Origin of the sequence: Cohnella sp. WQ 127256 (assembly GCF_024519285.1) — a bacterium.
Classification (GTDB): domain Bacteria; phylum Bacillota; class Bacilli; order Paenibacillales; family Paenibacillaceae; genus Cohnella.
Genome location: NZ_JAMZCY010000009.1, coordinates 1 through 25,801, shown reverse-complemented (window position 1 = coordinate 25,801; position 25,801 = coordinate 1). Strand labels below are relative to the sequence as shown.

At 39.6% G+C, this 25,801-nt stretch carries 26 protein-coding genes; 22 read left to right on the top strand and 4 right to left on the bottom strand.

The window, feature by feature from the left end; all coding sequences use genetic code 11:
• Positions 1–20 precede the first annotated feature (20 nt).
• Both miaB and M1K58_RS23280 read left to right on the top strand, forming a co-directional pair.
• Complete coding sequence (miaB, locus tag M1K58_RS23285; protein ID WP_256761294.1) at positions 21–1,583, top strand: tRNA (N6-isopentenyl adenosine(37)-C2)-methylthiotransferase MiaB; 1,563 nt, start codon at positions 21–23, stop codon at positions 1,581–1,583.
• A gap of 38 nt (positions 1,584–1,621) precedes the next feature.
• Positions 1,622–2,098, top strand: coding sequence for a YlbF/YmcA family competence regulator (locus M1K58_RS23280; RefSeq protein ID WP_256761293.1), 477 nt, complete (start codon positions 1,622–1,624; stop codon positions 2,096–2,098).
• A gap of 107 nt (positions 2,099–2,205) precedes the next feature.
• Here M1K58_RS23280 and M1K58_RS23275 read toward each other — a convergent pair whose 3' ends face one another.
• Together M1K58_RS23275 and M1K58_RS23270 are read right to left on the bottom strand one after the other, a co-directional pair.
• Positions 2,206–2,844 (bottom strand): hypothetical protein, encoded by a 639-nt coding sequence (locus M1K58_RS23275; protein WP_256761292.1) that lies wholly within the window; start codon positions 2,842–2,844, stop codon positions 2,206–2,208.
• Positions 2,845–2,992: 148 nt separating this feature from the next.
• Positions 2,993–3,625, bottom strand: a complete 633-nt coding sequence (locus M1K58_RS23270; protein ID WP_256761291.1) for a biotin transporter BioY — start codon at positions 3,623–3,625, stop codon at positions 2,993–2,995.
• Between the two features lie 100 nt (positions 3,626–3,725).
• Between M1K58_RS23270 and M1K58_RS23265 the strand changes: the two genes are divergently transcribed.
• Both M1K58_RS23265 and M1K58_RS23260 read left to right on the top strand, forming a co-directional pair.
• Positions 3,726–4,583, top strand: a complete 858-nt coding sequence (locus M1K58_RS23265) for an energy-coupling factor ABC transporter ATP-binding protein (protein WP_256761290.1) — start codon at positions 3,726–3,728, stop codon at positions 4,581–4,583.
• The gene (locus tag M1K58_RS23260) at positions 4,564–6,387 is read left to right on the top strand and encodes an ATP-binding cassette domain-containing protein (protein ID WP_256761289.1); all 1,824 of its coding nucleotides are present in this window, start codon (positions 4,564–4,566) and stop codon (positions 6,385–6,387) included. Before M1K58_RS23265 ends, M1K58_RS23260 begins: the two co-directional genes overlap by 20 nt.
• Positions 6,388–6,505: 118 nt before the next feature.
• Here M1K58_RS23260 and M1K58_RS23255 read toward each other — a convergent pair whose 3' ends face one another.
• Positions 6,506–7,741: an MFS transporter gene (locus tag M1K58_RS23255; RefSeq protein ID WP_256761288.1), complete on the bottom strand. Its 1,236-nt coding sequence runs from the start codon at positions 7,739–7,741 to the stop codon at positions 6,506–6,508.
• A 276-nt stretch (positions 7,742–8,017) separates the two neighbouring features.
• Here M1K58_RS23255 and M1K58_RS29740 point away from each other — a divergent pair, with 276 nt between their 5' ends.
• The 18 genes from M1K58_RS29740 (at position 8,018) to M1K58_RS23170 (ending at position 25,352) form a co-directional block, all read left to right on the top strand.
• On the top strand, positions 8,018–8,518 hold the full coding sequence (locus M1K58_RS29740; protein ID WP_372339200.1) for a DUF2569 family protein: 501 nt from the start codon (positions 8,018–8,020) through the stop codon (positions 8,516–8,518).
• 118 nt (positions 8,519–8,636) lie between these two features.
• Positions 8,637–9,254: a 2'-5' RNA ligase family protein gene (locus M1K58_RS23250; protein WP_256761287.1), complete on the top strand. Its 618-nt coding sequence runs from the start codon at positions 8,637–8,639 to the stop codon at positions 9,252–9,254.
• 247 nt (positions 9,255–9,501) lie between these two features.
• Positions 9,502–10,269 (top strand): nucleotidyltransferase domain-containing protein, encoded by a 768-nt coding sequence (locus M1K58_RS23245; protein ID WP_256761286.1) that lies wholly within the window; start codon positions 9,502–9,504, stop codon positions 10,267–10,269.
• A 184-nt stretch (positions 10,270–10,453) separates the two neighbouring features.
• Positions 10,454–11,068, top strand: a complete 615-nt coding sequence (locus tag M1K58_RS23240; protein ID WP_256761285.1) for a hypothetical protein — start codon at positions 10,454–10,456, stop codon at positions 11,066–11,068.
• Between the two features lie 158 nt (positions 11,069–11,226).
• Positions 11,227–11,742 carry a hypothetical protein gene (locus M1K58_RS23235; RefSeq protein WP_256761284.1) on the top strand — a complete coding sequence of 172 codons (516 nt, stop codon included), beginning with the start codon at positions 11,227–11,229 and terminating at the stop codon, positions 11,740–11,742.
• A gap of 319 nt (positions 11,743–12,061) precedes the next feature.
• Complete coding sequence (locus M1K58_RS23230) at positions 12,062–12,628, top strand: hypothetical protein (RefSeq protein ID WP_256761283.1); 567 nt, start codon at positions 12,062–12,064, stop codon at positions 12,626–12,628.
• A gap of 225 nt (positions 12,629–12,853) precedes the next feature.
• Complete coding sequence (locus M1K58_RS23225) at positions 12,854–13,522, top strand: DUF4145 domain-containing protein (RefSeq protein WP_256761282.1); 669 nt, start codon at positions 12,854–12,856, stop codon at positions 13,520–13,522.
• 305 nt (positions 13,523–13,827) lie between these two features.
• Positions 13,828–14,118: an SHOCT domain-containing protein gene (locus M1K58_RS23220; protein ID WP_256761589.1), complete on the top strand. Its 291-nt coding sequence runs from the start codon at positions 13,828–13,830 to the stop codon at positions 14,116–14,118.
• Between the two features lie 282 nt (positions 14,119–14,400).
• Positions 14,401–14,943 (top strand): O-acetyl-ADP-ribose deacetylase, encoded by a 543-nt coding sequence (locus M1K58_RS23215; RefSeq protein ID WP_256761281.1) that lies wholly within the window; start codon positions 14,401–14,403, stop codon positions 14,941–14,943.
• Between the two features lie 264 nt (positions 14,944–15,207).
• Positions 15,208–15,588: a VOC family protein gene (locus tag M1K58_RS23210; protein WP_256761280.1), complete on the top strand. Its 381-nt coding sequence runs from the start codon at positions 15,208–15,210 to the stop codon at positions 15,586–15,588.
• 248 nt (positions 15,589–15,836) lie between these two features.
• Complete coding sequence (locus M1K58_RS23205) at positions 15,837–16,217, top strand: hypothetical protein (protein WP_256761279.1); 381 nt, start codon at positions 15,837–15,839, stop codon at positions 16,215–16,217.
• Positions 16,218–16,464: 247 nt separating this feature from the next.
• Positions 16,465–17,583 carry a toll/interleukin-1 receptor domain-containing protein gene (locus tag M1K58_RS23200; protein WP_256761278.1) on the top strand — a complete coding sequence of 373 codons (1,119 nt, stop codon included), beginning with the start codon at positions 16,465–16,467 and terminating at the stop codon, positions 17,581–17,583.
• Between the two features lie 227 nt (positions 17,584–17,810).
• Positions 17,811–18,518, top strand: coding sequence for a hypothetical protein (locus M1K58_RS23195; RefSeq protein WP_256761277.1), 708 nt, complete (start codon positions 17,811–17,813; stop codon positions 18,516–18,518).
• A gap of 632 nt (positions 18,519–19,150) precedes the next feature.
• Entirely contained in the window at positions 19,151–20,548 is a 1,398-nt protein-coding gene (locus M1K58_RS23190; protein ID WP_256761276.1) for a type II toxin-antitoxin system PemK/MazF family toxin, read from the top strand.
• A gap of 242 nt (positions 20,549–20,790) precedes the next feature.
• Complete coding sequence (locus M1K58_RS23185) at positions 20,791–21,165, top strand: glyoxalase superfamily protein (RefSeq protein ID WP_256761275.1); 375 nt, start codon at positions 20,791–20,793, stop codon at positions 21,163–21,165.
• 1,647 nt (positions 21,166–22,812) lie between these two features.
• The gene (locus tag M1K58_RS23180) at positions 22,813–23,133 is read left to right on the top strand and encodes a hypothetical protein (RefSeq protein WP_256761274.1); all 321 of its coding nucleotides are present in this window, start codon (positions 22,813–22,815) and stop codon (positions 23,131–23,133) included.
• Positions 23,134–24,037: 904 nt separating this feature from the next.
• Positions 24,038–24,796, top strand: a complete 759-nt coding sequence (locus tag M1K58_RS23175) for a hypothetical protein (RefSeq protein ID WP_256761273.1) — start codon at positions 24,038–24,040, stop codon at positions 24,794–24,796.
• A gap of 151 nt (positions 24,797–24,947) precedes the next feature.
• Entirely contained in the window at positions 24,948–25,352 is a 405-nt protein-coding gene (locus M1K58_RS23170) for a hypothetical protein (RefSeq protein WP_256761272.1), read from the top strand.
• A 212-nt stretch (positions 25,353–25,564) separates the two neighbouring features.
• On the opposite strand, the gene M1K58_RS23165 is transcribed toward M1K58_RS23170, so the two are convergent.
• The coding region (locus M1K58_RS23165) for a hypothetical protein (protein ID WP_256761271.1) at positions 25,565–25,801 on the bottom strand (237 nt) is incomplete at its 5' end.

Here is a 25,801-nt window from a genome sequence, read left to right as displayed (position 1 = left end):
TATTTTAGGAGGGAAAGGAAATGACCAAAGAAACCAAGGATTTCAGTAAATATTTCGATTTCTCCGGTGCCAAAGTCATTTCCGAGGACCAAAGCGGTAAAACAATCCGTCTGAACGGACGGGATATCCATATTGTCTCCGAGCCTGATTACCGGCAGGAGAAGCAACGGGGCAAAGAAGAAATTCAAGTCCACTATGAGAATGCCGTTCCAGACGAGCTGAAGAGCCTCGGATTAGGAAAGAAATATTTGATCTATACTTACGGATGCCAAATGAACGAGCACGATACTGAGGTTATGCGCGGCTTATTTGAGGAAATGGGCTACACCGCAACAGAAGACCGTATGGAAGCTGCCGTTATTTTATATAACACCTGTGCTGTACGTGAGAACGCAGAAGATAAGGTGTTCGGTGAACTCGGACATATGAAGGTATTGAAGCAGCAACGTCCCGAGCTTATTCTTGGTGTGTGCGGTTGCATGTCCCAGGAAGCATCAGTTGTGAACCGGATTATGCAGAAGCATGCCCATGTGGATATGATTTTCGGAACTCATAACATTCATCGGTTACCGTACTTGCTGCAGGAAGCCCATTTTGGTAAAGAGATGGTTATTGATGTGTGGTCTAAGGAAGGCGACATTATCGAGAACTTGCCGAAGAAGCGGACGGATGGCTTGCGTGCATGGGTGAATATCATGTATGGCTGCGATAAATTCTGCACGTATTGCATCGTTCCTTATACACGAGGCAAAGAACGGAGTCGGCTACCAGAGGATGTCATCGCAGAAGTGCGTGACCTTGCCCGTCAAGGGTTCAAGGAGATTACATTACTCGGACAAAACGTCAATGCTTATGGCAAAGACTTCACGGACCGTAGCTATCGTTTCGGGGATCTGATGGGCGATATTCAGAAGATTGATATTCCTCGCATTCGGTTTACGACCTCTCATCCGAGAGATTTCGATGAGCATCTGATCGAGGTATTGGCCAAGGGCGGTAATCTGGTAGAGCACATTCATCTTCCAGTACAATCCGGTAGTACGGAGGTTCTGAAGCGGATGAGCCGGAAGTATACGCGTGAACGCTACTTGGAGCTTGCGGAGCGTATTCGGAATGAGATTCCGAATGCTACACTTACGACAGACGTCATCGTTGGCTTCCCTGGTGAGACAGAAGAGCAGTTCGAAGAAACTCTGACTCTCATGCGCGAAGCGGGAATTACGTCGGCGTACACGTATATTTATTCTCCTAGAGAAGGAACACCGGCATTTGATATGGCCGATGATGTCCCGATTGAGGTGAAACAGAAGCGCCTAGCGCGTCTTAACGCACTCGTTAGCGAATTGTCTCTTAAGCACCATCAGGAGCTAGTCGGACAAGTTATCGAAGTTATGGTAGAGGGCGAGAGCAAGAACAAAGCTAGCGTAATGTCTGGGCGTAGTCGTACGAATAAGCTTATTCATTTCGAAGGAAAGACAGAATGGATCGGGCAGCTCGTGCAGGTTCGGGTAACGGCGGCACAAACCTGGTACGTTAAAGCGGAAGTCATTAGTGAGCCTGCTGTGGCTAGCAATGCAGGTTAACAATAAATCGTAACCATTTGATCGGAGGAAAAATATTAATGTCTGCACATGATCATGATCACGACCATTCCCACGACCACGGAGAAGGATGCTCAATCCCTTCTTTTGATAACCGAGAATTAATCGTTCGTGAGGATATTCTTGCAAGAGCTAAGGAACTTGCACAACTGATTACAACATCCGAGGAAGTAGAAATGTACCAGCGTTCAGAGAAGCTAATCCAATCGCATGAGCGGGTACAAGGCATGATTACGACGATTAAGAAGAAACAGAAGGAACTCGTTGCCTTCGAGAAAACGTTCAAAAACCCGGCAATGGTTGAGAAAATCTCTGCAGAGATCGATGTTATTCAAGATGAATTGGATAACATCCCGATCGTGCTGCAATTCCAGCAAAGCCAATCGGATGTCAACTATTTGCTACAATCTATCGTATCCATCATCCGTGACTCTGTAGCAGAGAAGATTGATGTGGAAGCTGCGAAGCCAGAAGAAGCTCCGGAAGAGTGCGATTAAGCTTATCACATGCTTCAAGTTCGATTAATCAGGAATTAATTACGCTATACCTGTTAGTCGCCTAAGCCGCGAGGATCATTCAAAGTCAGACAAGGAGGACCACGCGGTTAGCGTGGTCCTTTGTTATTCAATGAATCTTTAGGCATATGGGTTATGGATGGGGTAAGACTGAGCGTGAAATTCCTTTGATCAAATTGCAGCAGATGATTGTGATTTGCATTAAGCTTCCACTTCTGAAGCCAATAAGAGCTCAGTTTCAGTCGGTCGTCGGACAAATTTGCAGGTACATGTAATCGAAAGCGAGAGAAATTTCTTCCATTGCGGACTTTAATAATAGCACCTTGTCGTTCAGGAATTCCGAGCCGAGAGAGTAGCTCATAGCCAACGGACAGAGTACTATTGCCAATTGTACTTGATGTCAAAAATGCAGTGGTCTCACTAAGAGGCTCTGGTTTAATCGTTAAAGATTGATCCAGTGGATGATAAGTGAGCAAATATCTCCGCAAGGCATTAAGCTGGAATTGGCGAGCTAGTGTGTAGTTCATTTCCATGAAATCAGCAAAACACTCCCGTCCTTCCAGCAACTGAACTTGGACGGCTTGCTTCGTTGTTCCGCGCTTTAGGGTTAACATGACATTGCGAGGAATGGCAAGCAATTCTGAAGCGGAATCGGAGCAATTGAGGGTGAGGACGACGGTGTGGATAGGAAGCTTGGCGATGAATAAATCTAGTCGGCCGCTTGCCATAGCGATAGTGACACACTCCTTCAAGGCACATGAAACTAATGAATCCTTTTACGTTATGCGAGGCCTGAGAAGCTTGTTTGTACCATCGTCCTGAACAGACAAAAAGGACTCCCGTCTAATAGAGAAGGGAGCCTTCCTGCATGATCAGTTATTTTGTAGGTCGGATCGTAGGTAATATAGGCTTAAGTGAAAGAATAATAAAGGTCGCTACGACGGCCTTAATGGCATCACCCGGCATGTAGGGGTACATGCCTGCTCTTAATGCACCTGTGAACGTATCATATTTGGCATTGTCTAATACATGCGCCAGCCAAGGGATACCTGAAACATAAACTAATAATGAACCAAAGGCAAAGACGGAGAGTAGTAAGGATAGCTGTTGCATACGATTAAGCTTCTTCCGACGTGCGAATATTCGATCGCTGACCCAGCCGATTAGAAATGCGGAAACCGGGAACATCCAGATGAAGCCGCCAGTTGGGCCTGTAATTTGGGCGATCCCTCCAGAGCCATTCATCAGCGGCAGTCCGAGTGCTGTTAATGCGACAACAATGAATATACTCCAGAATCCGTAGACAGCTCCTAATAGTCCACCCGCCAGCATGATCGTGAAGGTTTGTAAGGTAATGGGAACTGGGGTAAAGCCTAAGTTGATTTTGATAAAGCTTCCGGCAATGAATAATGCACCGAATAGGGCGGTAAATACAATGCCTTTAATCCATTGGTTGGTGGGTACAGATGAGCGAGCAGATGTTTCGGTTGAAGATGATTGATTAGACATTGTCAAAAAGCCTCCTGAATGTTAACCTATGATTATGTGGTTGGTTAACAATTGAAATTGTAGCATGGGACGGCCCGATTGAAAAGAGGGAATTTGCGAGATGGAATTACAAGCGAAAGTGCCAATGGTGCTTAATAGGGTATCTCTATCTGGTCAAAACGAACTTGGAGAGCCTTCCGTACGTCTGGAAGATATAAATCTTACGGTCACACCTGGGGAATGGTTATCTATTGTCGGGGTGAATGGGAGTGGAAAATCGACATTAGCTAGATTGCTAGCGGGTCTGCAACTGGAGCATAGTGTTGGAGAGATCACGCGAGGCTTTGCTGGTGAGGGAATCTGCCCGATTGTTTTGCAGCAGCCAAGGGCGCAATTGTTCGGTGAAACTCCCCGTGAGGAAGTTATATTTGCTTTGGAATGGCGTGGAATGGCTGCAGATCAAATCCCCTTATTGGGAGAACAAGCTCTGAGTAAAGTAGGATTAACTGAGCTTGCGGATGATCCTTGGGAGAAACTATCCGGAGGGCAACAGCAATTAGCGGCGATTGCAGCAGCTACTGCTTGTGAAACACCTCTTCTTGTTCTAGATGAAGTGACTTCGATGCTAGATGAGATGAATCGGGATATTGTTATGCGAACGGCCCGAGAATTACATAAAAGAGGGATGACAATCATCTGGGTTACACAGCGGCTGGATGAGCTGGAACCGGATACCCGTGTCGTGGCGCTTGGGGAGGGTAGGGTTATTTTCGATGGGGAATGTCGGGAATTTCTATACGGGGTGTCGGTACCGGGTGAGCCAGCTCCATTATCCCCTTGCCTCCGTGTAGGACTAAGGTTACCCTATTTGGCGGCGATGGCACTTGAGCTTAGGCTGCTTGGAAAGTTGGAAGATCCGTTGCCGTTAACGGCGCAGGAGTGGCGAAAGGTGTGGGGGAATGCTGGGGACAAAGGTTAAGTTGGAGCTGGACAATAACCCAGAACCGATACCGCTTATTTTGAATGGAATGGATTGGTGCCGACTGGATGAGGCCGAAGGCGAGAGGGTTTATAATACCTCCGATCTACGACTTGAGCCTGGGACAATCACGCTGCTTATGGGACCAAACGGAGCGGGGAAAACAACATTACTGGAGATGTTAGCCGGATTACGTCCTCCAGAAGGCTTACAGGTGACATATGGCTTGGAGCCTCTGTGGCAATCGGGATTGTCAGGCAGATTAAGGTTGAATGAAAAAGCGCTTCGCCAGTATAGCTATGCTTGTCAATCGCCGGAAGAGGGATTATTCGCTAGAAGTGTGAAGGATGAGCTGAATTATTCTTTAAGACCTTACAATCTCTTGGATCAGGAACGCGAGGAACGGAGACATTCAGCTCTAGCAGCGGTGGGTTGGGAGACTTCATGGGAGCTGAGAGACCCTTATTTGATGAGTGGGGGGGAGAGGCGCAGGTGTGCGATCGCATCGGTGTTCGTTACGCCGGCTCCATGGGTTTTCTTGGATGAACCAACCGCTGGCTTAGATGGAGCGGGTCATGACACTGTTGCGATGCAGCTTGTTCAAATGAAGAAGAACGGGAAGGGCATCGTAATGGTGTCCCATGATTCCGATTGGGCTTTGCCTATGGCAGATCATGTCATGTTATTAAGAATGGATGGGTCAATAGGGCTGTGTAGTCGAGAGAAGTTACTTGTTCATCCAGAGTGGCTAGAAGAGACGGGGATGAAGGTTCCAGATTGGCTACAGATGGCTCATTGGTTATGGTGCAATGGAGCTGACCTGGCTAATGTATGTAACCCATTGGATGCAGCCGAGGCATGGAACCCCAATCGACTTGCAGGACAACAAAAGGTAGAGCAACAAGCGCAGCAGGATCAGCAACAGGACGGGAATCGGCAAGTGCAACTGGATGATAATCAGCAAGACCAGTCGATAGAGAAGTTGGAAGAAAAGCAGCTAAATGAGCAACGACAAATGGCTACTGCACTGGTGAGAAAGGTAAGGGAACAACGCTTTAAGAAGGACAAGTCGCATCGCTTGACGGGTTTCGATCCGAGATCGATTTGGCTTGCGTATGTTCTCGTTTCCACCGGACTTTTTCTCCTAAACGATTGGATATCGATAGGTCTAGGGGCAATTGTCGTAGGCGCTCTGTTAACAATAGGTAGAGTGTCGCTCAGGAGATGGCGCGGTTTAATTGTGAATTATGCGGTGTTCTCGGTTATTACTTCGGTCATATTCGCTTGGGGCGCTAGTGGTTCGGGAATGATTGAATGGGAAGCTTTCACAGGGACTCTATTTACATTCACGCGAACGATGCTTATCTTATTACTCGGACTTGCTATACCGCTCGTTATGTCGCCGTTATCTTTAAGAAGATCGCTGGAGCAATTAATAATGATCAGAGGCACAATTCCACAATGGGCTCAGAGATTTATTCTGACGGTTACGCTAATGATGCGCTTTGTTCCAGTGCTTCTGGAATTGTGGGAACGGTTTACACGGATATTCCTGGCGCGAGGCAAAACGATGTCACGAAATCCGGTAGCGATAGGTAAGAAGCTTCGAGATGTGTCGATTCCATTCTTATTAGCCTTGTTCCGGCTCGGGGACGAAGTGGTGCTGGCACTGGAAAGCAGGGGTGTTGGTTTCAATCGTAATCCGACTCGGGCGGTTAAATTAATGTGGAAAATGAGAGACTACGGAGCCGTAGCTGGAGCATTAGCGTTAGCGATTGGCCTGTGGGGCCTTGCGAATCGCTAAGCCCCTGATTGTTACAGAGAAAAACACAAAACACCCTCCATGCGAAGGGTGTTTTGTGTTTTTCACAGATTTGAGTTTGATGGGTTTCGCAGCAGCTTGCTTTGTGATCATTTGGTTGCTACGAATCAAGCTGTTTGTTCTTAAAGACGAAGAGGGCAGCTATGAGACCTAAGCAGGAGCCAAAGAGAAATCCGGCTTTTAGACCGCCATATGCGTTCAATCCTCCAGCAATATAGGGACCGAGGAACATTCCGAGAGAATAGACGGATTGATATAAACCCATTGCCGTGGCGCGTTCTGTTGGAAGGAAGTTGCGGATTGCTAGACTCAACAGAAGCGGGAAATATAAGGCTTGGGCGATTCCGTTGAATATTTGGGTGATGGCAAGCCAGCCGAGATTCGAGCTGAACGGGATAGCGGCAGTGAAGACGGCTGCGGATAAAAAGCCAATGATGACGATTGTACGCGTACCGAAGCGAGGTGCGAGGTAACGTCCGCTCCATAATGATACGAGGGCATGTGGGATCATGAAGGCGACGACGATGCCGGTTAATTGTGCTTCGCTGGCTCCGAGCTCTACCGCTTGAAGCGGGGTGAAGCCGAACATTGTAATGAATAAGATTCCGTGCGCGAGTAGAGATAGAATCGATACCTTCCATAGTAAGGATGAACGTAGCACATGTGAGAGCACCGTTTGATTGTGTGGACGGGACGATTTTACGGTTACGGCAACGGAACTGATTTTAGCGGAGCTTGGAGTGTTGTTTGGTTCATGAATGAAAAATGCCACGATTATGCCTATTGATGCAATTCCGATTCCACATATAAAAGCATAGTTCCACCCGCCGAGTGAAGCAAGCCAACCACTAGCGCTCATACCGGCAAGCTGGCCGAATACCGTTAAGAAGCTAAGTGTCCCCATCGCTTGATGTGTCTGGTTAGTTGGGTAGTAGGAAGCATAGAGCACCGAAAAAGGTACCCAAGCTGCGGCACATAAACCTGCCATTAACCGACCTGCAAGTGGTCCTCCCCATGTTCCTGGTAGCATGAAGAAAATGCAGCTGATAAGACCAGCGATCATCCCAGCAATGAGAAAAGGTTTACGCCGAGACATTACATCCGAATACATACCAAGTGGCAGCCGGGTAATCACTTGAGTTAATCCATAGCTGCCAAGTATGAAACCGATCAAGCCGATTGAGAGTCCACGATCTTGCAGATAAGGACTAAGAATTGGAACATAAATATAGAGAGTAGCCCAGTAAAGGATCGTTGCAGCTGCAAAAATCAAGTGCCTACGACTGAAAGGATGGGTTCTTTCCTGTGTTTGAAGTAAATCGGGTGGTTGTGGCATGGATTGAGAAGGACCTCCAGTATGTTAGGAATGCTCATGTAATGATATATTGCCATATCGCTTCGCTTGGTGGCTCTACTCTAATGTAATGGACGAAGAGGGGGTTTGGGAAGATAAGACATAAAAGCATCCGGAGAATAATATATGTGAAGTGGATTTATTTCCAAATAATATATTTGTTGATAGAATGATAGTTGAGTTTCCTATTACATACAAATTATTGCTTTAGAAAAATGGGACGAATACACCAGGAGGATATATATCTTCGATAGGGTAGTGGGCGTCGTCAATACAAAGGTGGAATCATCCGTGGGTGAAGTTAACAGTAAAAATGAAAAAGTCTATGTGGGTATTAGAGGCTGGCTTCTATTGATTTTTTACGGTTTGATCATATCTTTCGTCAATAATCTATTTACTGCTTTTCAATTTAGTGATATGAAGGATCATTTATTAAGCGTTCCATTCCATTTCATAGATTCATCAGACGAGAGGTCATTTCAGCTCCTTATTTATTTTGAGAGTTTCGTTAACTATTTGTTATCGTTCGCAATAGCGTGTACGCTGTTTTTTATGCTAAATAGGAGTAAATTGTTCCCTTTAATTATGATTGTTTTGTTGATTCTATTCTTGTTAATAAATGTTGTCATTACGATATGGACCTTAAGAATAGCATCAGAGCTAGCTAGTTGGTTAGATTTTATTCCTACAATGTTAATTGTTTCAGTTCTCATCCCTTGTTTAGTGAAATCAAAGAGAGTTAAAAACACTTTTCTATAGTTATTTGTAGAACGGTCCGGACCGGAGTTGAAGTGGAATCGATTGGAGCGAATTCAGATACTGGGAAGTAGAATCAGCCGGACACATCCAATTCCCTAACCGCGTCGCGGCCGGTCCTTTGGACCTTAAGGGAGTTGGACGTCGTGAATACAAGAACGTTATCGGAAATTCCCCAAAAGCATTTAATAACATATTTTATAGAAGGGGTAATCTAATGATTCATAGATGCATTATGATCTTCACTCATTTTACTAATCAAGAAATGATCGAGAAGATTCGAAAAATCTACGATCCCCTATATGGTTATGTTGACCCACATATTACCCTAGTATTTCCTTTCAAAAGTTCAATTGCAACATGTGAACTTGAGGGTCATATTAGGAAATCGATAAGACATATAAAGCAATTCGAATTGACGCTTCAAGGAATAACGATAGAAAAAGGAAATTATATGTTCTTAAATATTACGAAAGGAACGGAGAGTCTGGTAGAACTACATAAACAACTTTATACAGAAATTTTAAGTGATTATTACCCTGATTTCTTGAAGACAACAAATTACAAGCCTCATTTAACCCTCGGAAGAACGAAAGACTCAAACGAATTAGATGAAGCATATAAAAATTGTGAAATTCTAGTGGAATTTTTTGCTGAGAGAATAACTGATGTAACCGTTGAAATAATAGATGAGAATGAAAAATCAGAAATTGAAATGACAATAGAACTTTGTAAGTAATTCGAGAAGAGGGGAACATCCGATAACACCATATTCACGCATCGGGGCATTCGCCCCTCGGTCCGGACCGAAGTTAGAAGTGGATTCGAAGTTGAATTTTCAGAAGCTGGGAAGCGGAATCAGCCGGACACATCCGCACCACCCAACCGCATTGCGGCCAGTCACTTTGTTCCTTTAGGGTGGTGGGACGTCGTGAATACAAGAACGTTAGGCGAAAGAAGTTCTTACATGTTTGGGAGGAGTCTATATGATATTAGAAAAAGTTATAAAAAGAATTGTAATACAAAGTGAATATAAGGATTTTGTTGATAAGTATATAGATAATATACTTTCCGAATTTAAAGGTAAGATTCATAGCATTTATATGTGTGGCTCGATTCCAAAAGGAACTGCTAAACCTTTTAAGTCAGATGCAGACTTTACTATTGTATGTGTAAATCCCAAAGATATTGATTACGAAAGATTGTCAAATATTAAAGAAAAGATTTTGGAAGAATATCCATTATTAACTAAGATTGATACGATAATTTGCTCTATTGACGATGTATTAAGTAAACCGAATGAGTGGGGTTTTTGGATTAAGATAATTTGTGTTTGCATATATGGTCATGACGTTGGTGAAAAAGTGCCACCGATAATTACTTCTCCAGAGTTCATTTTAGACTTAAATACAGAGACCAAGGAGGAAGTAGATCGTATACATAGTTTACTTTCTAATGCTAGTGATAACACAATGAAAACTAGATATATTAAAGGTTATTCTAAGAGATTAATTCGTGCATTATACTCTTTGGTTTTAGAAGATACAGGTGTATGGCAAGATGACATTATTAAGATGAAGAATGCCATATTAGACTATTGCGAGATTGACTCCGCTTTAGTTGATTATCTGTATGCTTGTTACTTGGATAGTCATGTACTTGTTGAAGAGTTTCTGGGAATTGCAGTTGAAGTATATAGCTATATTGAAAACGCCTTAAATACAATGGCTGCTTCCAGAACTTCCTTCGGCTAACACATATTGACGCTCGGGGTCACTCTGAGAAGCGAGTGACCACATCTAGCCCCCTAAGCCCGTCGGGACGTCACTGCATTAGGTGTTCGGCAAGCCTCACAACTATAAGCAGCGGCTCTAGGGGGCCAGGACGTCGTCAATACAAATCGTTAGGCGAAAGACAAAATTCGGTGAGGTAAACCCAATGGAATTAATCAACGAGGACACACGACAATTTTTCCCTGTGTATATTTATGAATATATTCTTAGATCATATATTGATAATAAAGAGGAGTTTGATTATCAATATAAGAAAGCAATGAGTAATTCGAAGCGAAATGGAATTAAAGATCCCAAATACAATCTTTGGATAGCTGCAAATTTAACGGATGTAAAGATTCGAAGTAAATTAAATCCACAGGTTTTCAGTTGTTATTATTGTTTGTGTAGTTTAATTGAATTACCACAAAATAAAGTGATATTTGAGCACTTTATTCCGAAACTACATATCCCTGCAAATATTGTTTCTTCATGTGATGCATGCGATAAATTTAAGAAAGATAGACAGCCAGAGGAATTTGTAAGAATAATTGAGGATGATAAATTAATTGAGATCGACAAATATGTAAAAACAAGAATGGCAAAAGAAAAATTACTTCATTTTGCGCCGTTAGTTGCTTGTAGAGTAGGAAATCCACAATTGTGGAAACAAAAAATGATTGAAATAGCAGAGAAATATTACAAGGCCGATTTAACAATAATAAATAAAGGACAAATAAGATATCACTACGCTTCTTTATATAGAAAAAGATGGAATTAAAAAAATAGAAAAAAGCGTGGGAGAGTCCTTCGCCTAACACAATATTCGCGCTGCGGGCCATAGGGCCCTGGATCTGCCAGAAGTATTTTCGAGGTAGCTGAGTCAGTCAGATACATCCATTCCCCTAAGATAAGAGCTATCTAAGGGGAATGGACGTCGTGAATACCAGTACGTTATACGACATACCACTTGAGGGTGATTTCATGAAGTCTCTATTTAGAAAGTCGATTAACCCTAAATTCTTATCGATCTATATTAGATATGATGGCCATTTATTTCTGATTCCCAGTTCGTTCAACAAAGAGAATTGGATAGTTGAAACCGATTACTTCAATGAAGTTGCGATAGAAGATAACAATAACGATTTATTAAATGCTGTATTGGATACCTTGAGTAAGTGTAATGTGTTAGAAGCTATTAACTTCAAGGATAAGTCACAAATAAGTCCAATCTGTAAAGCAACTGGATATAAAACGTATTCCATGGCTGTAAAAGGGTTTAGATTAATTTCAGTTAAATGGGAAGACAAAAAAGGATTCACTATAACACCTACTAAAAAGAAGAAGGGAGAAGGTTTCAAACATATAGAAGAAAAAAGTATCGAATGTAATGAAGAGGATTTAATAGAGGCAATCAGAACATCAATAGAACTTGCAATTATCGAAAGTGAGTAGTGGTACGTCATATAACACCATATTCACGCTTCGGGGCATTCGCCCCTCGGACCAGCCGCAGTCCGATGTGGAATCGAAGAGGCATTTCAGTAGCAGTGAAGTATATTCAGACGGACACATCTCAAGACTAACTGCGCTTTGCCCAGCCGATTCGATGAATTGCTTCGCTTATCCAGATCTACATCTTAAGCCTTGAAGACGTCGTGAATACAAGAACGTTAGGTGAAATACACGCAATGATGAAATGAGGGATAAGATGCCAGAATATTCTCAAATCCAAACCTATATAAAGTGCGATCAAAGCAATATATAAGAGATCATGCATGACTTTATAAACGCATTAAATGACTGCGGGATTAAAGACGCTGAAATAATTTCTGTTTTTAGTGGACTAGAGTGGGAGATAGATGAGGATGGCTCTATGTATGTGAGTGGAGGAGAAGAAACAAAAGAACTTATGATCGCTGGACAACGTTTACACATTCGTCCTTTTGTTATGGGTTGGACTTCAAAAAGTATCAAAGAATTGCAGCAACCTTGGCTTGAAGTTAGCCTTCTTCTTTGGACAGAGGAGATTGTACAATATTATTTTGATTACGTATTAAGAGAAGAACATAGATCAGTGATTTGGAAGTTAATGAATGCATTCTCACATTTCCCTAATCAATCGGGTGTGTATTTTACTAATGATGCAACGGATGGCCGTCCTTGGGAAGCATTAATACAGAACGACTTGGATAATTTATGGATGTTTGATGCTGCGATAATAAATAAAGAAAATAAGAATTATTATCAAGTTATCGACGAGTCAATATTTTTCTCGAATCTTCAGGAGAATGAATTATTAATAGCTCGGAAAGAAACATGGATTAAAGAACCTTGGTGATTGTATTTCAGGGAGGCGTGTACTTCACATAACAACATATTCACGCTTCGGGCCATTCAGCCCTCGGTTCGCCCGAAGTATAAGTGCCGTGGGAGGATTCAGGCGAACACACCCGCACCGACTAACTGCGCAAGCGCAGCCGGACCTTCGGTCTTTAAGCCGGTGGGATGTCGCGAATACAAGAACGTTATCGGAAATCGTTTAAAACCAAAAAGAGGTGAAAACATGATTTGTCCATATTGTTCAAAAAGCATACACTTTGAAAATATCAAAGAAATGAATATTGAGATTGATAGTGAGTATGAAAAAGGTGTGTGTGTTGAAGGTGGGTTTTGTCCTTCTTGTAATGAGTTAATAATTAGATATTATGAAGGTGATTTTAAGAGAGGGGCGAACGGGGATGGCTACATAGTTAATGAAGAAAATGAACGATTGTTGTATCCATTTAACAAAAGTAGATCGTTCATTTTAGATGATGTACCTCATGAATACACCAGTGATTTCTCTGAAGCAGTATTAGTATTACTTATTAGTCCAAAGGCAAGTGCCGCTTTAAGTAGAAGATGTCTCCAACGTTTTTTTCATAGTCACCTAAGTATAAAAAAAGCAAGTCTTGTCAAAGAGATAGAAGTATTTATAAGTACCCAGCAGGCACCATCGTATATTCTTGATGCGGTAGATGCAATTCGTAATATTGGTAATTTTGCGGCACATCCCTTGAAAGACACCAATACGGGAGAGGTTATTGAAGTTGAACCCGGGGAAGCTGAATGGTTACTTGAAGTATTAGAGCTATTATTTGATTTCTATTTTATATATCCCAAAAAGTTAGAAAAGAGAAAAGAAGAATTAAACAAAAAACTTGAAAAGTTAGGGAAACCAAAAATGAAATAATGAGGGTAGATTCCACAGAAGAAACGACATCCGATAACACCGTATTCACGCGGCGGGCCTGACGACCCTTGGTCTGCAAGAGGAAATTCGAAGAAGCGGAATCAGCAGACAACCCTGCACTGGCTAAGTCCGTCGGACCCGGGGCTTACGCCCCTTAAGCCAGTGAGGGTTCGTGAATACCAGAACGTTATCGGAAATCGGGGAAATGACGTTTAAATGAGTAACAATGTTTACATTTTTTTCTTGATGTGATAGCGTGGAGTGGATATAATTTCCTATATTATCCACTCGGAGGGTTAACTGTGATGAAAGTGATGTCGATTATTGGAATTGTCTGGTTTTCATTATGTCTTATATTTATTTTAGGATTAGCAGCGAGTGATAATGCAGAATCAGCAGCTGGATGGGGAATGTTGGGGTTGTTTTACGCTCTTCCTTTTTCTATAGTAGCTTTAGTTAAATCTTTGGGTAATACGAAACCAATCGCTAATGTTCATGATCAACTATTGAAGCTAAATGAATTGAAAGAAAAAAATATTATTACAGAAGAAGATTTTAATAAAAAGAAAGATGTTCTATTAACTCAATACAGTTAAATTTATCCTTTAATATTAAATTAATGAGCCCCCTGGACACTCCATGGGGTTTATATTTTAAAACATATTAGGAAGATTACTCAGGTAGTCCCCGACATCCTATAACACATTATTCAGTCTGCGGGCCATGAGTCCCTCGGTCCGGCAGATGGATCTCACGGAAGTAATAACTGCCGGACACATCGATCCCCCTAAGATAAGAGCTATCTAAGGAGGATCGACGTCGTGAATACAAAAACGTTATCTGAAAGTGAAAAAGGGCGAAGGAAAGGAAGCTGACTCATGGAGGCTCGTATAAACTCAACAATTATTGAAGTTCTTAAAGGAGATATCACTCAATCTCAACTAGAATGCATAGTCAATGCAGCAAATACTAGTTTGCTTGGCGGTGGTGGAGTTGACGGAGCGATTCATCGTGCGGGCGGCAAAGAAATACTCGATGAATGCATTAGAATTCGTAACAAACAGGGCAACTGTCCAGTTGGAGAAGCTGTAATCACAACCGGAGGTAAACTTAAAGCAAAGTTTGTCATACACACGGCAGGTCCTGTCTGGAATAATGGTGAGAACAACGAACCTGAAAAGCTCAGGAATTGTTATATAAACACATTAAGTCTTGCAATGTTATATGAAATCAGAAGCATATCATTTCCTAATATTAGTACAGGTATTTATCGATATCCTAAAGATCAAGCAGCAGAAATAGCATTGAAGTCAGTATTGGATTTTGTGAAGACTAATTCAGGAATTAAACGAGTACAATTCGTATGTTTTGATGAAGACAATGAAAGAATTTATCAAGAGAAATTAAAGGCGTATTTGTAAGTAGTTCAGGACGTTTTCACCTTCAGATAACACCATATTCACGCATCGGGCCATTTGGCCCTCGGTCCGGCAGAAGTTGAAGAGGCTTCGATTGGAGTAAACTCAGATACAGGGAAGCGGGATCAGCCGGACACATCCAACTCCCTAACCGCATCGCGGCCGCCCTTTGGGCTTAAGGGAGTTGGACGTCGTGACGTCGTGAATACACGAACGTTAGACGAAACCACCAGAAGCAATACTATTAAAATCATAAGGAGAGATAATATGATTACTAGTCCCATATCAAATCGAATCGGTGCCGTTTTTTTACACGTAAGTAATATGCAACATGCTATTCAGTGGTACAGTGAATTGCTTGGATTACCTGTTCAATCCGCAAGTCATGAGGGGACTATATATGTTCTTCCTATGGAAGGTGGCTTAGATTTATTAATAGACAGTAATATGAATGATCACAAAAATAATAATAATAAAACTCATTTTTTCTTTGAGACAAAAAATCTAAACGAATCTTATAAGTTCATAAAGAATAAAGGGATAGAGATAGTAACAGAGATTGAAGTTCATGATGATATATCCTTTTTTACTTTTAGAGATCCCGATGGAAACGTATTAATGATATGTGAGGATAAGAGAAAATTATAGAGTCTAAATCGATGATTGAATAATTAAATACTATTTTGAGGGCAATTCATGGTGGCTTCGTCTAACACAATATTTGCGCTGCGGGCCATACGGCCCTTGATCTGCCCGAGGCATTTTCGAAGAGGAGAAATCAGGCAGATACATCCATTCCCCTAAGATAGGAGCTATCTAAGGGGAATGGACGTCGCGAATACAAGAACGTTAGGCGAAATACTCGAAAATAATATAAAACACGAAAGGAATTTCAAATGCCAAGAATATTACTTTTGCTATTGCTTTTTGTAGTTGTTATTCTTTCGGGTTGCTCCAAAGATAGCAAGGATCTATTGATCGGCAAATGGACATCTGATTTTTCCAGTCAAAGGGAAGGAACTGACGAAGAATTAAGTCACTTCAATTACTTAGAAATTACGGAAACAAATATTATTTTCAGAAGTTATGTTGACTTGAATCAAGATGATAGTATGGTAAGGCAATTTGGTGAAACAATCAAAACCACAAAATATGTATTCAAACCAGGAAATACAATAATGATAGACGATAAATTCTATGAAATTGGACTTAAGAAACATGAAATGATTATTAAAAATGAGAATATCGAAATACACTATAATAAGGAAAGTAAATAAAAGGATGAAATAATTATTTGAAAGTAGATCAAGAGGTCGAGTACTTCGCCTAACACAATATTCGCGCTGCGGGCCTTACGGCCCTTGGTCTGCCAGAGGGATTTCGATGAAGAACAATTCAGGCAGACACATCCATTCCCCTAAGATAAGACCTATCTAAGGGGAATGGACGTCGCGAATACGACAACGTTATGGGAAATACATGCAATTGCAGTGACCGATATGATAATTCAGAGGAGAGAGATCGATGAACAGAGATATTGATGTAGCTCTTTCTTTTGCAGGTGAAGATAGAGAGATAGTTGAGGAATTGGCTGCTCAACTTAGGAGTAAAAAAGTAAGAGTATTCTATGATGATTATGAGAAAGCAGATCTTTGGGGTAAAGATTTATATCAGTATCTTTCTGAGACATATTATTCAAGAGCAAAGTTCTGTTTAGTTTTTATCTCTAGTCACTATGTAAAGAAGCTATGGACTCAACATGAGCTTAAATCTGCTCAAGCAAGAGAGTTTTCACAGAACACAGAGTACATATTGCCACTTAGACTTGATGATACTGCTGTTCCTGGAATTCTACCGACATTAGGTTTCGTTGATTTGAGAACCCATTCAATTGAAGCAGTTGTGAATTTGATAATGCATAAATTGGGTTATACAAATGGGGGCTACCTTTCATTCATCCCTTTAATTTCCAATTATCCAGATACCGTCTTGCCCACAGATTTATCGAGCTACCTAAGAAGTTTTATTAAGGAATACTTGAAGAACTGTTCTACTCAAATGGAAGTTGATAGAGTTTTTAATCTAGTAAAGGGAAATATATCGAATGGATTTAAAGAGGAAATGATAGAACATGAACTCTTATCGAACGATAATTATTTGAGTGAGAAAGGGTTGAATATTCTTTATCGTCTAGTTGTAGAAGGATCAAGAGATTCGGTGGAGTCATTAGTTAATGACAGATCAAAGTACGATAAATTAGCTGAGACAATAATAGAGTCTAATTTGAACATAAAAGTTAAAAACGAATTACTAGAATCGGTTTATAGAAACGATCATCTTTTATTTCCAGTTATTATTGATGTTCTTTATTCAGAAAGTAGTATAAATCTTGCAAAGAGATATAAACCTGAGCTTAGTTATGAGCAGGACATTAGAAATAAATTATCATCGACGTTTGATTTAGAGTATTTGTACAACTTAAAGGCGAGACAACTAAATGAATATATAAATTCTAATATTGAGAAGATCCCAGAATCAATTTTGAAAAACTTTTTTCAAGAATATTATCTTGTTAACGATTTAAGAATAACTACCTCAGGGTTCATTAGTATTTATGAAGCAGTTAATAAGATGGACTTTTAGGTGTTTCAAGAAGGCATGTACATCCCATAACACCATATTCACGCATCGGGCATTCGCCCTTGGTCTGGCATAGGGATTTCGAGGAAGTAGGAGCAGCCAGACACATCCGCACCGACTAAGCGCATCGCGCCCGGGCCTTTGGCCCTTAAGTCGGTGGGACGTCGTGAATACAATAACGTTAGATGAAATCAATGCAAAGTCATAATTCGCTCGGACGGAGATATCTAATGAACATATTCTTAAATCGTTTTATCTCGGTATTTAAAAGACGTTCACAAGATAATGAATTTAAGGAATATACGGATCAATTAGTTAATCGCTCTGATGATTTTAATTCATTCATGTACAATTACTTTACTGGCCCTATAGCAATTAGAGGTAGGAGGGAAGAAGATACTGGTGTTTGGTCTAGATTGGAAGGAATAGAATATGAAGTCGCAAAGCAAATGATACTTGATAACTTAAGTACTGGTGATGCAGCATATATCACAGCTGTTTCCATTTTTAAGGATGAAAGAGCTATTCCAATTCTAGAGAATTTAGTAGTTGCTTTTCCTCAGCAATCTTATTATGCGCGGACACTGACTGCAAAGATACTATATGAATGGATTGGTTTTGAAGATTATTTTACTATACTAGACGATTCTTTGTTGTACGGTGGGCAATATACCAAAACAGAAATACTTTATTGGATTCATGGAATACAAAAAGAAAAAGCAATGGATTATATATTTAGAATGTTGAATGACAATGATAGTTTTGTTAGATGGTGCGCATATGGCGCAATGAAGAAGTATTTGAATTTAGGTGAACAAGAATATGAAGAAACTAAATATTATACCAGCGATGAAGTGTATGAGAACAAAGAATTATTTAACAAACGTTTAAACGAACTACATAAGATGGTAACTCAAGAGGGCATTGACTTCATCTAACACCATATTCACGCATCGGGCATTCGCCCTCGGTCCGGCAGAAGTTAGAAGTGGATTCGGAGAAGCATTTCAGTAGCAGGGAAGCCGAATCAACCGGACACATCCGCACCGACTAACCGCATCGCGGCCGGCGACTTCTTCGCCTTAAGTCGGTGGGACGTCGTGAATACAACAACGTTATGTGCAATTCCTGTAGTGCTGAGTAAAGAATAGAATAGTTAGTATTTTGAAGCTGCATAAGATGCGGCTTTTTTTGTAGAAAAATGTCAACGTCACATAAGGAAATGAAAGGAAATTAAAGATTGGTATGGAATAAGTGAATTGATGAATCAAATGAGTGTTTCGATTTAAACACAAAAGAACAGTAAAAGACAGGAAAGACAGGAAAGACAGAATACTACTTATTATTAGGAAAGATAGGCGTTGAAGAATAGGTATGTATTTCTAAGAAGGCAGGAACAGCACATAACACCGTATTCACGCTTCGGCAGACGAGCTGCCTCGGTCCGGGCCGGAGAAAGTAGCGGAATCGATGAGGAGTTTTCAGTTGCAGGGAAGCAGAATCAGCCGGACACATCCGCACCACCCAACCGCATCGCGGCCGCCCTTCGGGCTTAAGGTGGTGGGACGTCGTGAATACAAGAACGTTAAGTGAAATTGCCGCAAGATTTAAGAAGATAAAAAAAGGAGTACCTTCTATGAGTTGGCTTACGAGGCAAAAAAGGAGAAATAACTTAACATTTCATCCAGGGGTCTATAAGTTTAATTGGCCATACTTGTGTGCATCAATTGCTCCAGATGAATATAACAATGTTCAGATCTATACTTGTGAGATAGAAATACATGTTGGTCATGAAGAGGACCTGAAATTGGATAGAATAGCAACGATATATGTTAAAGCGATTAAAGAAGGGGTCGGCATAACCAATTACTTTGAAGATATCTCTACAAAAATCAGGTTCTCATTTTTTGATTATATCTTTTATGAGCATCTATTGGATGAAGATTTATTGACAAATTTAGTTCGATGGATCGAGTACTATCCAAAAGAGTTTGCACCGAGGATTTTTCCACAAGGTTTATATAAAGAAGTGAAAATGGATTGGGATAATAAGAAGAAGCGATATCAGAATCCAAAATGGAATGAGATTAATGAAGAGCATTTTGTTTTTGAGGTTAAAGACCCTCTTATTGATCAAGGAGATATTTTCTTGGCGGAATTCTCCTTGCCAAATCTATCCTTGCAAACGCAAATAAGACCCGTAGTAATAATTTCTAAGGACAATAATTTTCAAACAATTGTTGCACCATTAACTTCAAATCTAAATTATAAAGAAATGCAATCCCATATTTTAATTAATCCAGAAAATTCCAACCTGAATAGAGACAGTATTATCTTAGTAGAACAAGCAAGAGCAATTGAAAAGAGATATCTTAAAACTAAAATTGGTAAATTGTCTAAAGTACACCTAGACACACTTCTAAATATGTGGAAAACAATGTTTGTTTTTGATGAACAGAGTAATGAAATAACGCCAACAGATATTAGATTTGAAATCGGAAAGACAATAAGCTTAGAAGAAGATAATTATTATGAATTTAAGGATTTTTCAAAATCAGGAAACATAGTAAAAACCATTACTAATTGTGTTGATGAATATGTCTGTTCATTTTTGAATAGCCAAGGAGGAAGAATATTCTTCGGTATAAATAATGATAGAAAAATCGTTGGTCTTAAATTAAGTTATAAAGAGCGAGATGAACTGAAATGTTCGATAAGCTCTAAACTATATAATTTGCTACCTTCACTTGATCCCACATCTTATCAAATATTTTTTCATAACGTTTTTAGTATTGATAAATTAAATAATGAATTTTTTGTTGTTGAAATAATAGTTCCCAAACCTCTAGATGAAATGACTTTGTTTTTTACAGGCGGGAATGAATCTTTTGTAAGGGTTAACGGGTCAAAGAAAAAGTTAAATGGATTAGAGATACAAGATTGGATACGGAGAAGGATGAAGAATTAATTAATAAATTTTAAGTTGATTGATATTCACAGAAGGCGGCAACTTCACTTAACACCATATTCGCGCTTCGGGGGACTAGCCCCCTCGGTCCGGAAGAGGTATTTCGGGGAAGTGTAAGCAGCCGGACACATCCATCCCCCTAAGATAGGAGCTATCTAAGGGGAATGGACGTCGCGAATACGACAACGTTAGATGAAATCGTCGAAGTTCGGTTAAGATCATATTTTATGGAGGTTAGAGGGATGAAGCTTAATAATATAGTACCTATACTTCGAATTTTTGATGTAATGAAGGCAAGGGAGTTTTATATTGATTACTTAGAATTCAAGGTAGATTGGGAGCATCGATTTGAGGACGATTTACCTTTATATATGCAGATTTCAAAGAACGAATTAAAGATACATTTAAGTGAACATTATGGAGATTGTAGTCCAGGAGCTGCAATAAGAATAGAAGTAATCGGAATAAAAGAATTCCAAATGAATCTTATTGAAAAGCAATACAACTATTCAAGACCAGGATTAGAGAGTAAACCTTGGGGTAGTGAAGAATGTTGTGTAATAGATCCATTTGGAAACAGAATTATTTTTTATGAAAATAGAAATGAGGATCAGTAAATTAAATGAAATTCTGAAGGGTTACTCAAGGAAGTCGACGACATCATCTAACACCATATTCGCGCTTCGGGGGACAAGCCCCCTCGGTCCGGCAGAGGGATTTCGGAGAAGCGGAATCAGCCGGACACATCCATTCCCCTAAGATAAGAGCTATCTAAGGGGAATGGACGTCGCGAATACAAGAACGTTATATGACATGGATGTATAATTATAAGTAATTAAAGAGAGAGGGATTAAAATTTTTTACATTTTTAGTATGTTTCTAGTTTTATTAATTGTAACATCTTATCTTTTAACAATATGGATCAGAACTAAAGACTTCTTTAAATTTATAAAAAAAATAAAAGAAAGCAGACAAGTTAAAAGTGCCAATTCAGTTAATGCACATTTAAGAAACAGGTCAGTCAAAAACCAACTTTTAAATGGATTTCTAGATTTACTTTATGTAAATTCGAGAGCAAAGTTATTAGGTTCATTTTTTATTCTTATGTTTTCCGGAGCTATTTTACTTTCGAAAAATAATTATACTACTTCTAATAGTTTTGAAAGAACAGTCATAATTATTATGATTGTATATATTTTTATTGGGATAGGTCTTTACATTCATAAATCATTTGAAGATCTACTTAATGATAGTCTTTTTTATTTTCTTAAACTCTCAATAGTCATAATGTACCCATTGGTAACATTTCAATTATTGTTAAACGAGATTGACAACCTGACTATTTTATTTCTTGCTATTACACTTTCAATAGGTTACTCATTTGCATTAATTAAGAATGTTATCGATAGTTTTAAGTCGTTGTTGTTTCAATTTATTAATTTCATTTGTATTTTATTGATACTAAATTTATCGTTTATTGGTCTGACTTTTGGAATGTTTTATATAAATACAAATAATTTCTTCTCTTTTTATACAGAGGATCAATTGAATATTATCAATAACGGTGGTCTCGGCTATATTTCTTTTGTTATTTACAAAGGACTCAGTCCATTTTTCTCATTTCCTGGTGATATAAAAATAAGTAATGATTTTATAGTATACGTACCGTTTATAGAGCATCTATTTGGATATCTGTTTAACTTAACAATTATTGGATTTTTTATTTCATACTCTGTTTCTAAGTACTTTGAGAGAAGGTCAAATAAAAAAAATTGTGATGCTATTCAAAGATGACATCCACGTCATATAACACCATGTTCACGCTTCGGGCCATTCGGCCCTCGGTCCGACAGAAGTTAGATGAGGGTTCAAAGATGTAATTGACAGCAGCAGGGAGGTGGGATCAGCCGGACACATCCGCACCGACTAAACGCATCGCGCCCGGCGACTTCGTCGCCTTAAGTCGGTGGGACGTCGTGAACACAATAACGTTATCCGAAACCTCCGAGAGTGTAAGGACTAAATCGCCAGAGCACTATTATTTGTATGATAAATAAGAAGAAGTCAAATTCATAAACATCATTAGTCGCATTGATCTGAGGAGTGAGCAACATTCTTCATCAATGCGTCTTTTTTAGGAGTAGGCATCTAGAATTCTCATAAGCTTATTTAGTATTTATGGTTTATAATACCAGTTAAATGATTGGTTCTATTGAAAATAATATCAATCGAAGAGGAAGAAAGGCCCTCAAGGGAGTTATTCATTGAACAAGTATATTTACTTATTGATAATAATTATTTTGCATATTGGTTGGCTATTCTGGGTGATTCACGATAATCAATGGCATAGGAATTTTCAAATGGAAATGGATAACTTGTCTCCTGGAGCTATTGCTTATGTTCCTGCTGCGTATAAATTAAGTAAGGGCTTGTTTTATCTATACAGTAATGGAATTATAGCGATTCATGGATTTTTTATTATGAAATCTAAGAGTAAGCCTTTAACAAAATTAATCATTGAAACAATCTCAATATTATTAATACCAGTAATGATCGTTATTTTACTAGTGATATATACATATTAAGACCAAAAATGATTGTAGAGTAGATTAGTCAAGAAGTCGGAGGCATCGGATAACACCATATTCACGCATCGGGGCATGCGCCCCTCGGTCCGGACCGGAGCAGGAGAGGATTCGGTTGGAGTAGATTCTAGTCTCAAGAAGTGGAATCAGCCGGACACATCCAACTCCCTAACCGCATCGCGGCCGCCCTTCGGGCTTAAGGGAGTTAGACGTCGTGAATACAAGAACGTTATGCGTAATTCCCGAGAGCATTTATAAAGGCTAGATTGTGCGAACCAAGATTATCATTAAAAGCTAAGAACATAATAAAGCAAAATAATCAGTAACAACTAAGATCCAAAAGCAACATAACCTCAAGAGCAACATAGACACAAGAGCAACATAACCTCAAGAGCAACATAGACACAAGAGCAACATAACCTCAAGAGCAACATAACCTCAAGAGCAACATAACCTCAAGAGCAACATAGACACAAGAGCAACATAACCTCAAGAGCAACATAACCTCAAGAGCAACATAGACACAAGAGCAACATAACCTCAAGTGCAACATAGACCCAGGAGCAACATAAACCTAAAAGCATCATAAAAACCAAAGACATCATAAGAACTAAAGGACATCATAAGAACTAAAGGCCATAAACCAAGAGCATCATAATAACTAATAATCAAAAGATCCTTAAGGATAGTCGCTTTGCTTTAGTGAAGAGTTGAATGTATTTCGAGAGGTCGGGAACAACGCATAACACAATATTCGCGCTGCAGGCCATACGGCCCTTGATCTGCTAGAAGAGATTTCGAGGAAGAGAAATCAGGCAGATACATCCATTCCCCTAAGATAAGAGCTATCTAAGGGGAATGGACGTCGCGAATACAACAACGTTAGGCGAAATAAATTTAAGAGGTGGTAAAAATCAACACAATTTGGCTTCCCAAAGAAGTATTCGAATGGAATCAGTCATCAGCAGGCGGGGCTGTTATTTCATCAAACTCTATTAATAGGGCATATATCATTTGGGAACATTCAAGAGTTCTGATTGAGGAAGCAACAAATGATCTGCAATTATCTGATGGGATTTTAAATCTCAAAAGGAGTTTGAATCAACGTTTAAAACTCATTGAGGATACTTACTCGTTCAAAAAGATAGATATACTGAACAAACCAAAAGGTTACCTTGAACTCCTTGAGAGGTATGGCATTGTAAGACCGTATCTAATGAAAAATCTTCTAACCATTAGAAACGACATTGAACATAATGACGCACCACCACCAGACATCAATAGATGTAAGGAATTGCTTGATGTAGTATGGTATTTCTTAAAGTCGACCGATGGTATTGTGCAATTAGTAAAAGAAGCAATCTTCGACTTGTTTGATAATAAAGGAAGAGAGACCAATTATGGATTTCAAATTGAAATTGATTATGATACAACACCAATATCAATAAAACTAATTGGTTGGTTTCCAAGTGATCTTTTAAGTAACACTTCACAACAAGACTATTTTCAAGTTTTTGTAGAAATATTTCATGGAAAGGAGCATTGGGGAAATGATAAATACCATGAGGACAAATTGGACACTGACAAATGGATTATTGCATCTATTGACATTAGAACAATCGAATTAGAAAAGATAATTAATAAAGTGATGACAGCTTATTAGCACATTCAATGTAGAGATTTACTTCGCCTAACACCATATTCACGCATCGGGCCATTTGGCCCTCGGTCCGGCCGAGGGAATTCGGGGAAGCGTAAGCAGCCGGACACATCCATCCCCCTAAGATAAGAGCTATCTAAGGGGGATGGACGTCGTGAATACAAGAACGTTATATGAAATTACAGCAGTGTATATTAAATCATATTTTAAAGGTGATTCGATGGAGAAATGGGAACAACTAATAAGTATCATGCAAGACAAAGAAGCAAGAGATGATGAAAGAGATGATGCAATAATAGATTTATATGAATTCAATAATGATATTGTTATTAATGCATTATTGGAAGAAGCTCTTGACGACAAGAATGAGAACACGTTAAGAGCAAGTTGCGGTGAAACACTAGCACAGATATGGATTAATAATTCAGATATTGATTTTTCAAAACTAATTAAGTTGAGGGGTAGTGCATTAAATGAAGTTCTAAGCCAAATTAAACATTCAAGGAAAGATTGGTATTTTGAATATATGAAGCTTATAGAAATGAATAAATCAAAGTAGATTTGTAGTAAGTCGAGGATGGCTGTAACTTCATATAACACAGTATTCACGCATCGGGCATACGGCCCTCGGTCCGGTAGAGGGATTTCTGGGAAGCATGAGCAGCCGGACCCATCGATCTCCCTAAGATAGGAGCTATCTAAGGGAGATCGACGTCGTGAATACAAGAACGTTATAAGAAATTGGCGCAAAGAGTTTAAGATCTGAATTTCCTAATAGTCAGGAGAATGAAATATAAAAACCAAAATCGTATGGATTCCTTTAGTAGTTGCTTTTTCAATAATAATATTATTTTTATTACCGTGGTTACTCATTTTTATTGGAGGCATTTTGGAACCTAATCCCCCGCGTCCAGAAATTACATATGTAGAGTTTCCAATTCGCTTAGAATATGAAATTAATGGCCAACGAAAAGTAATTGAAGACACAATTATATGTGAATTTGATGG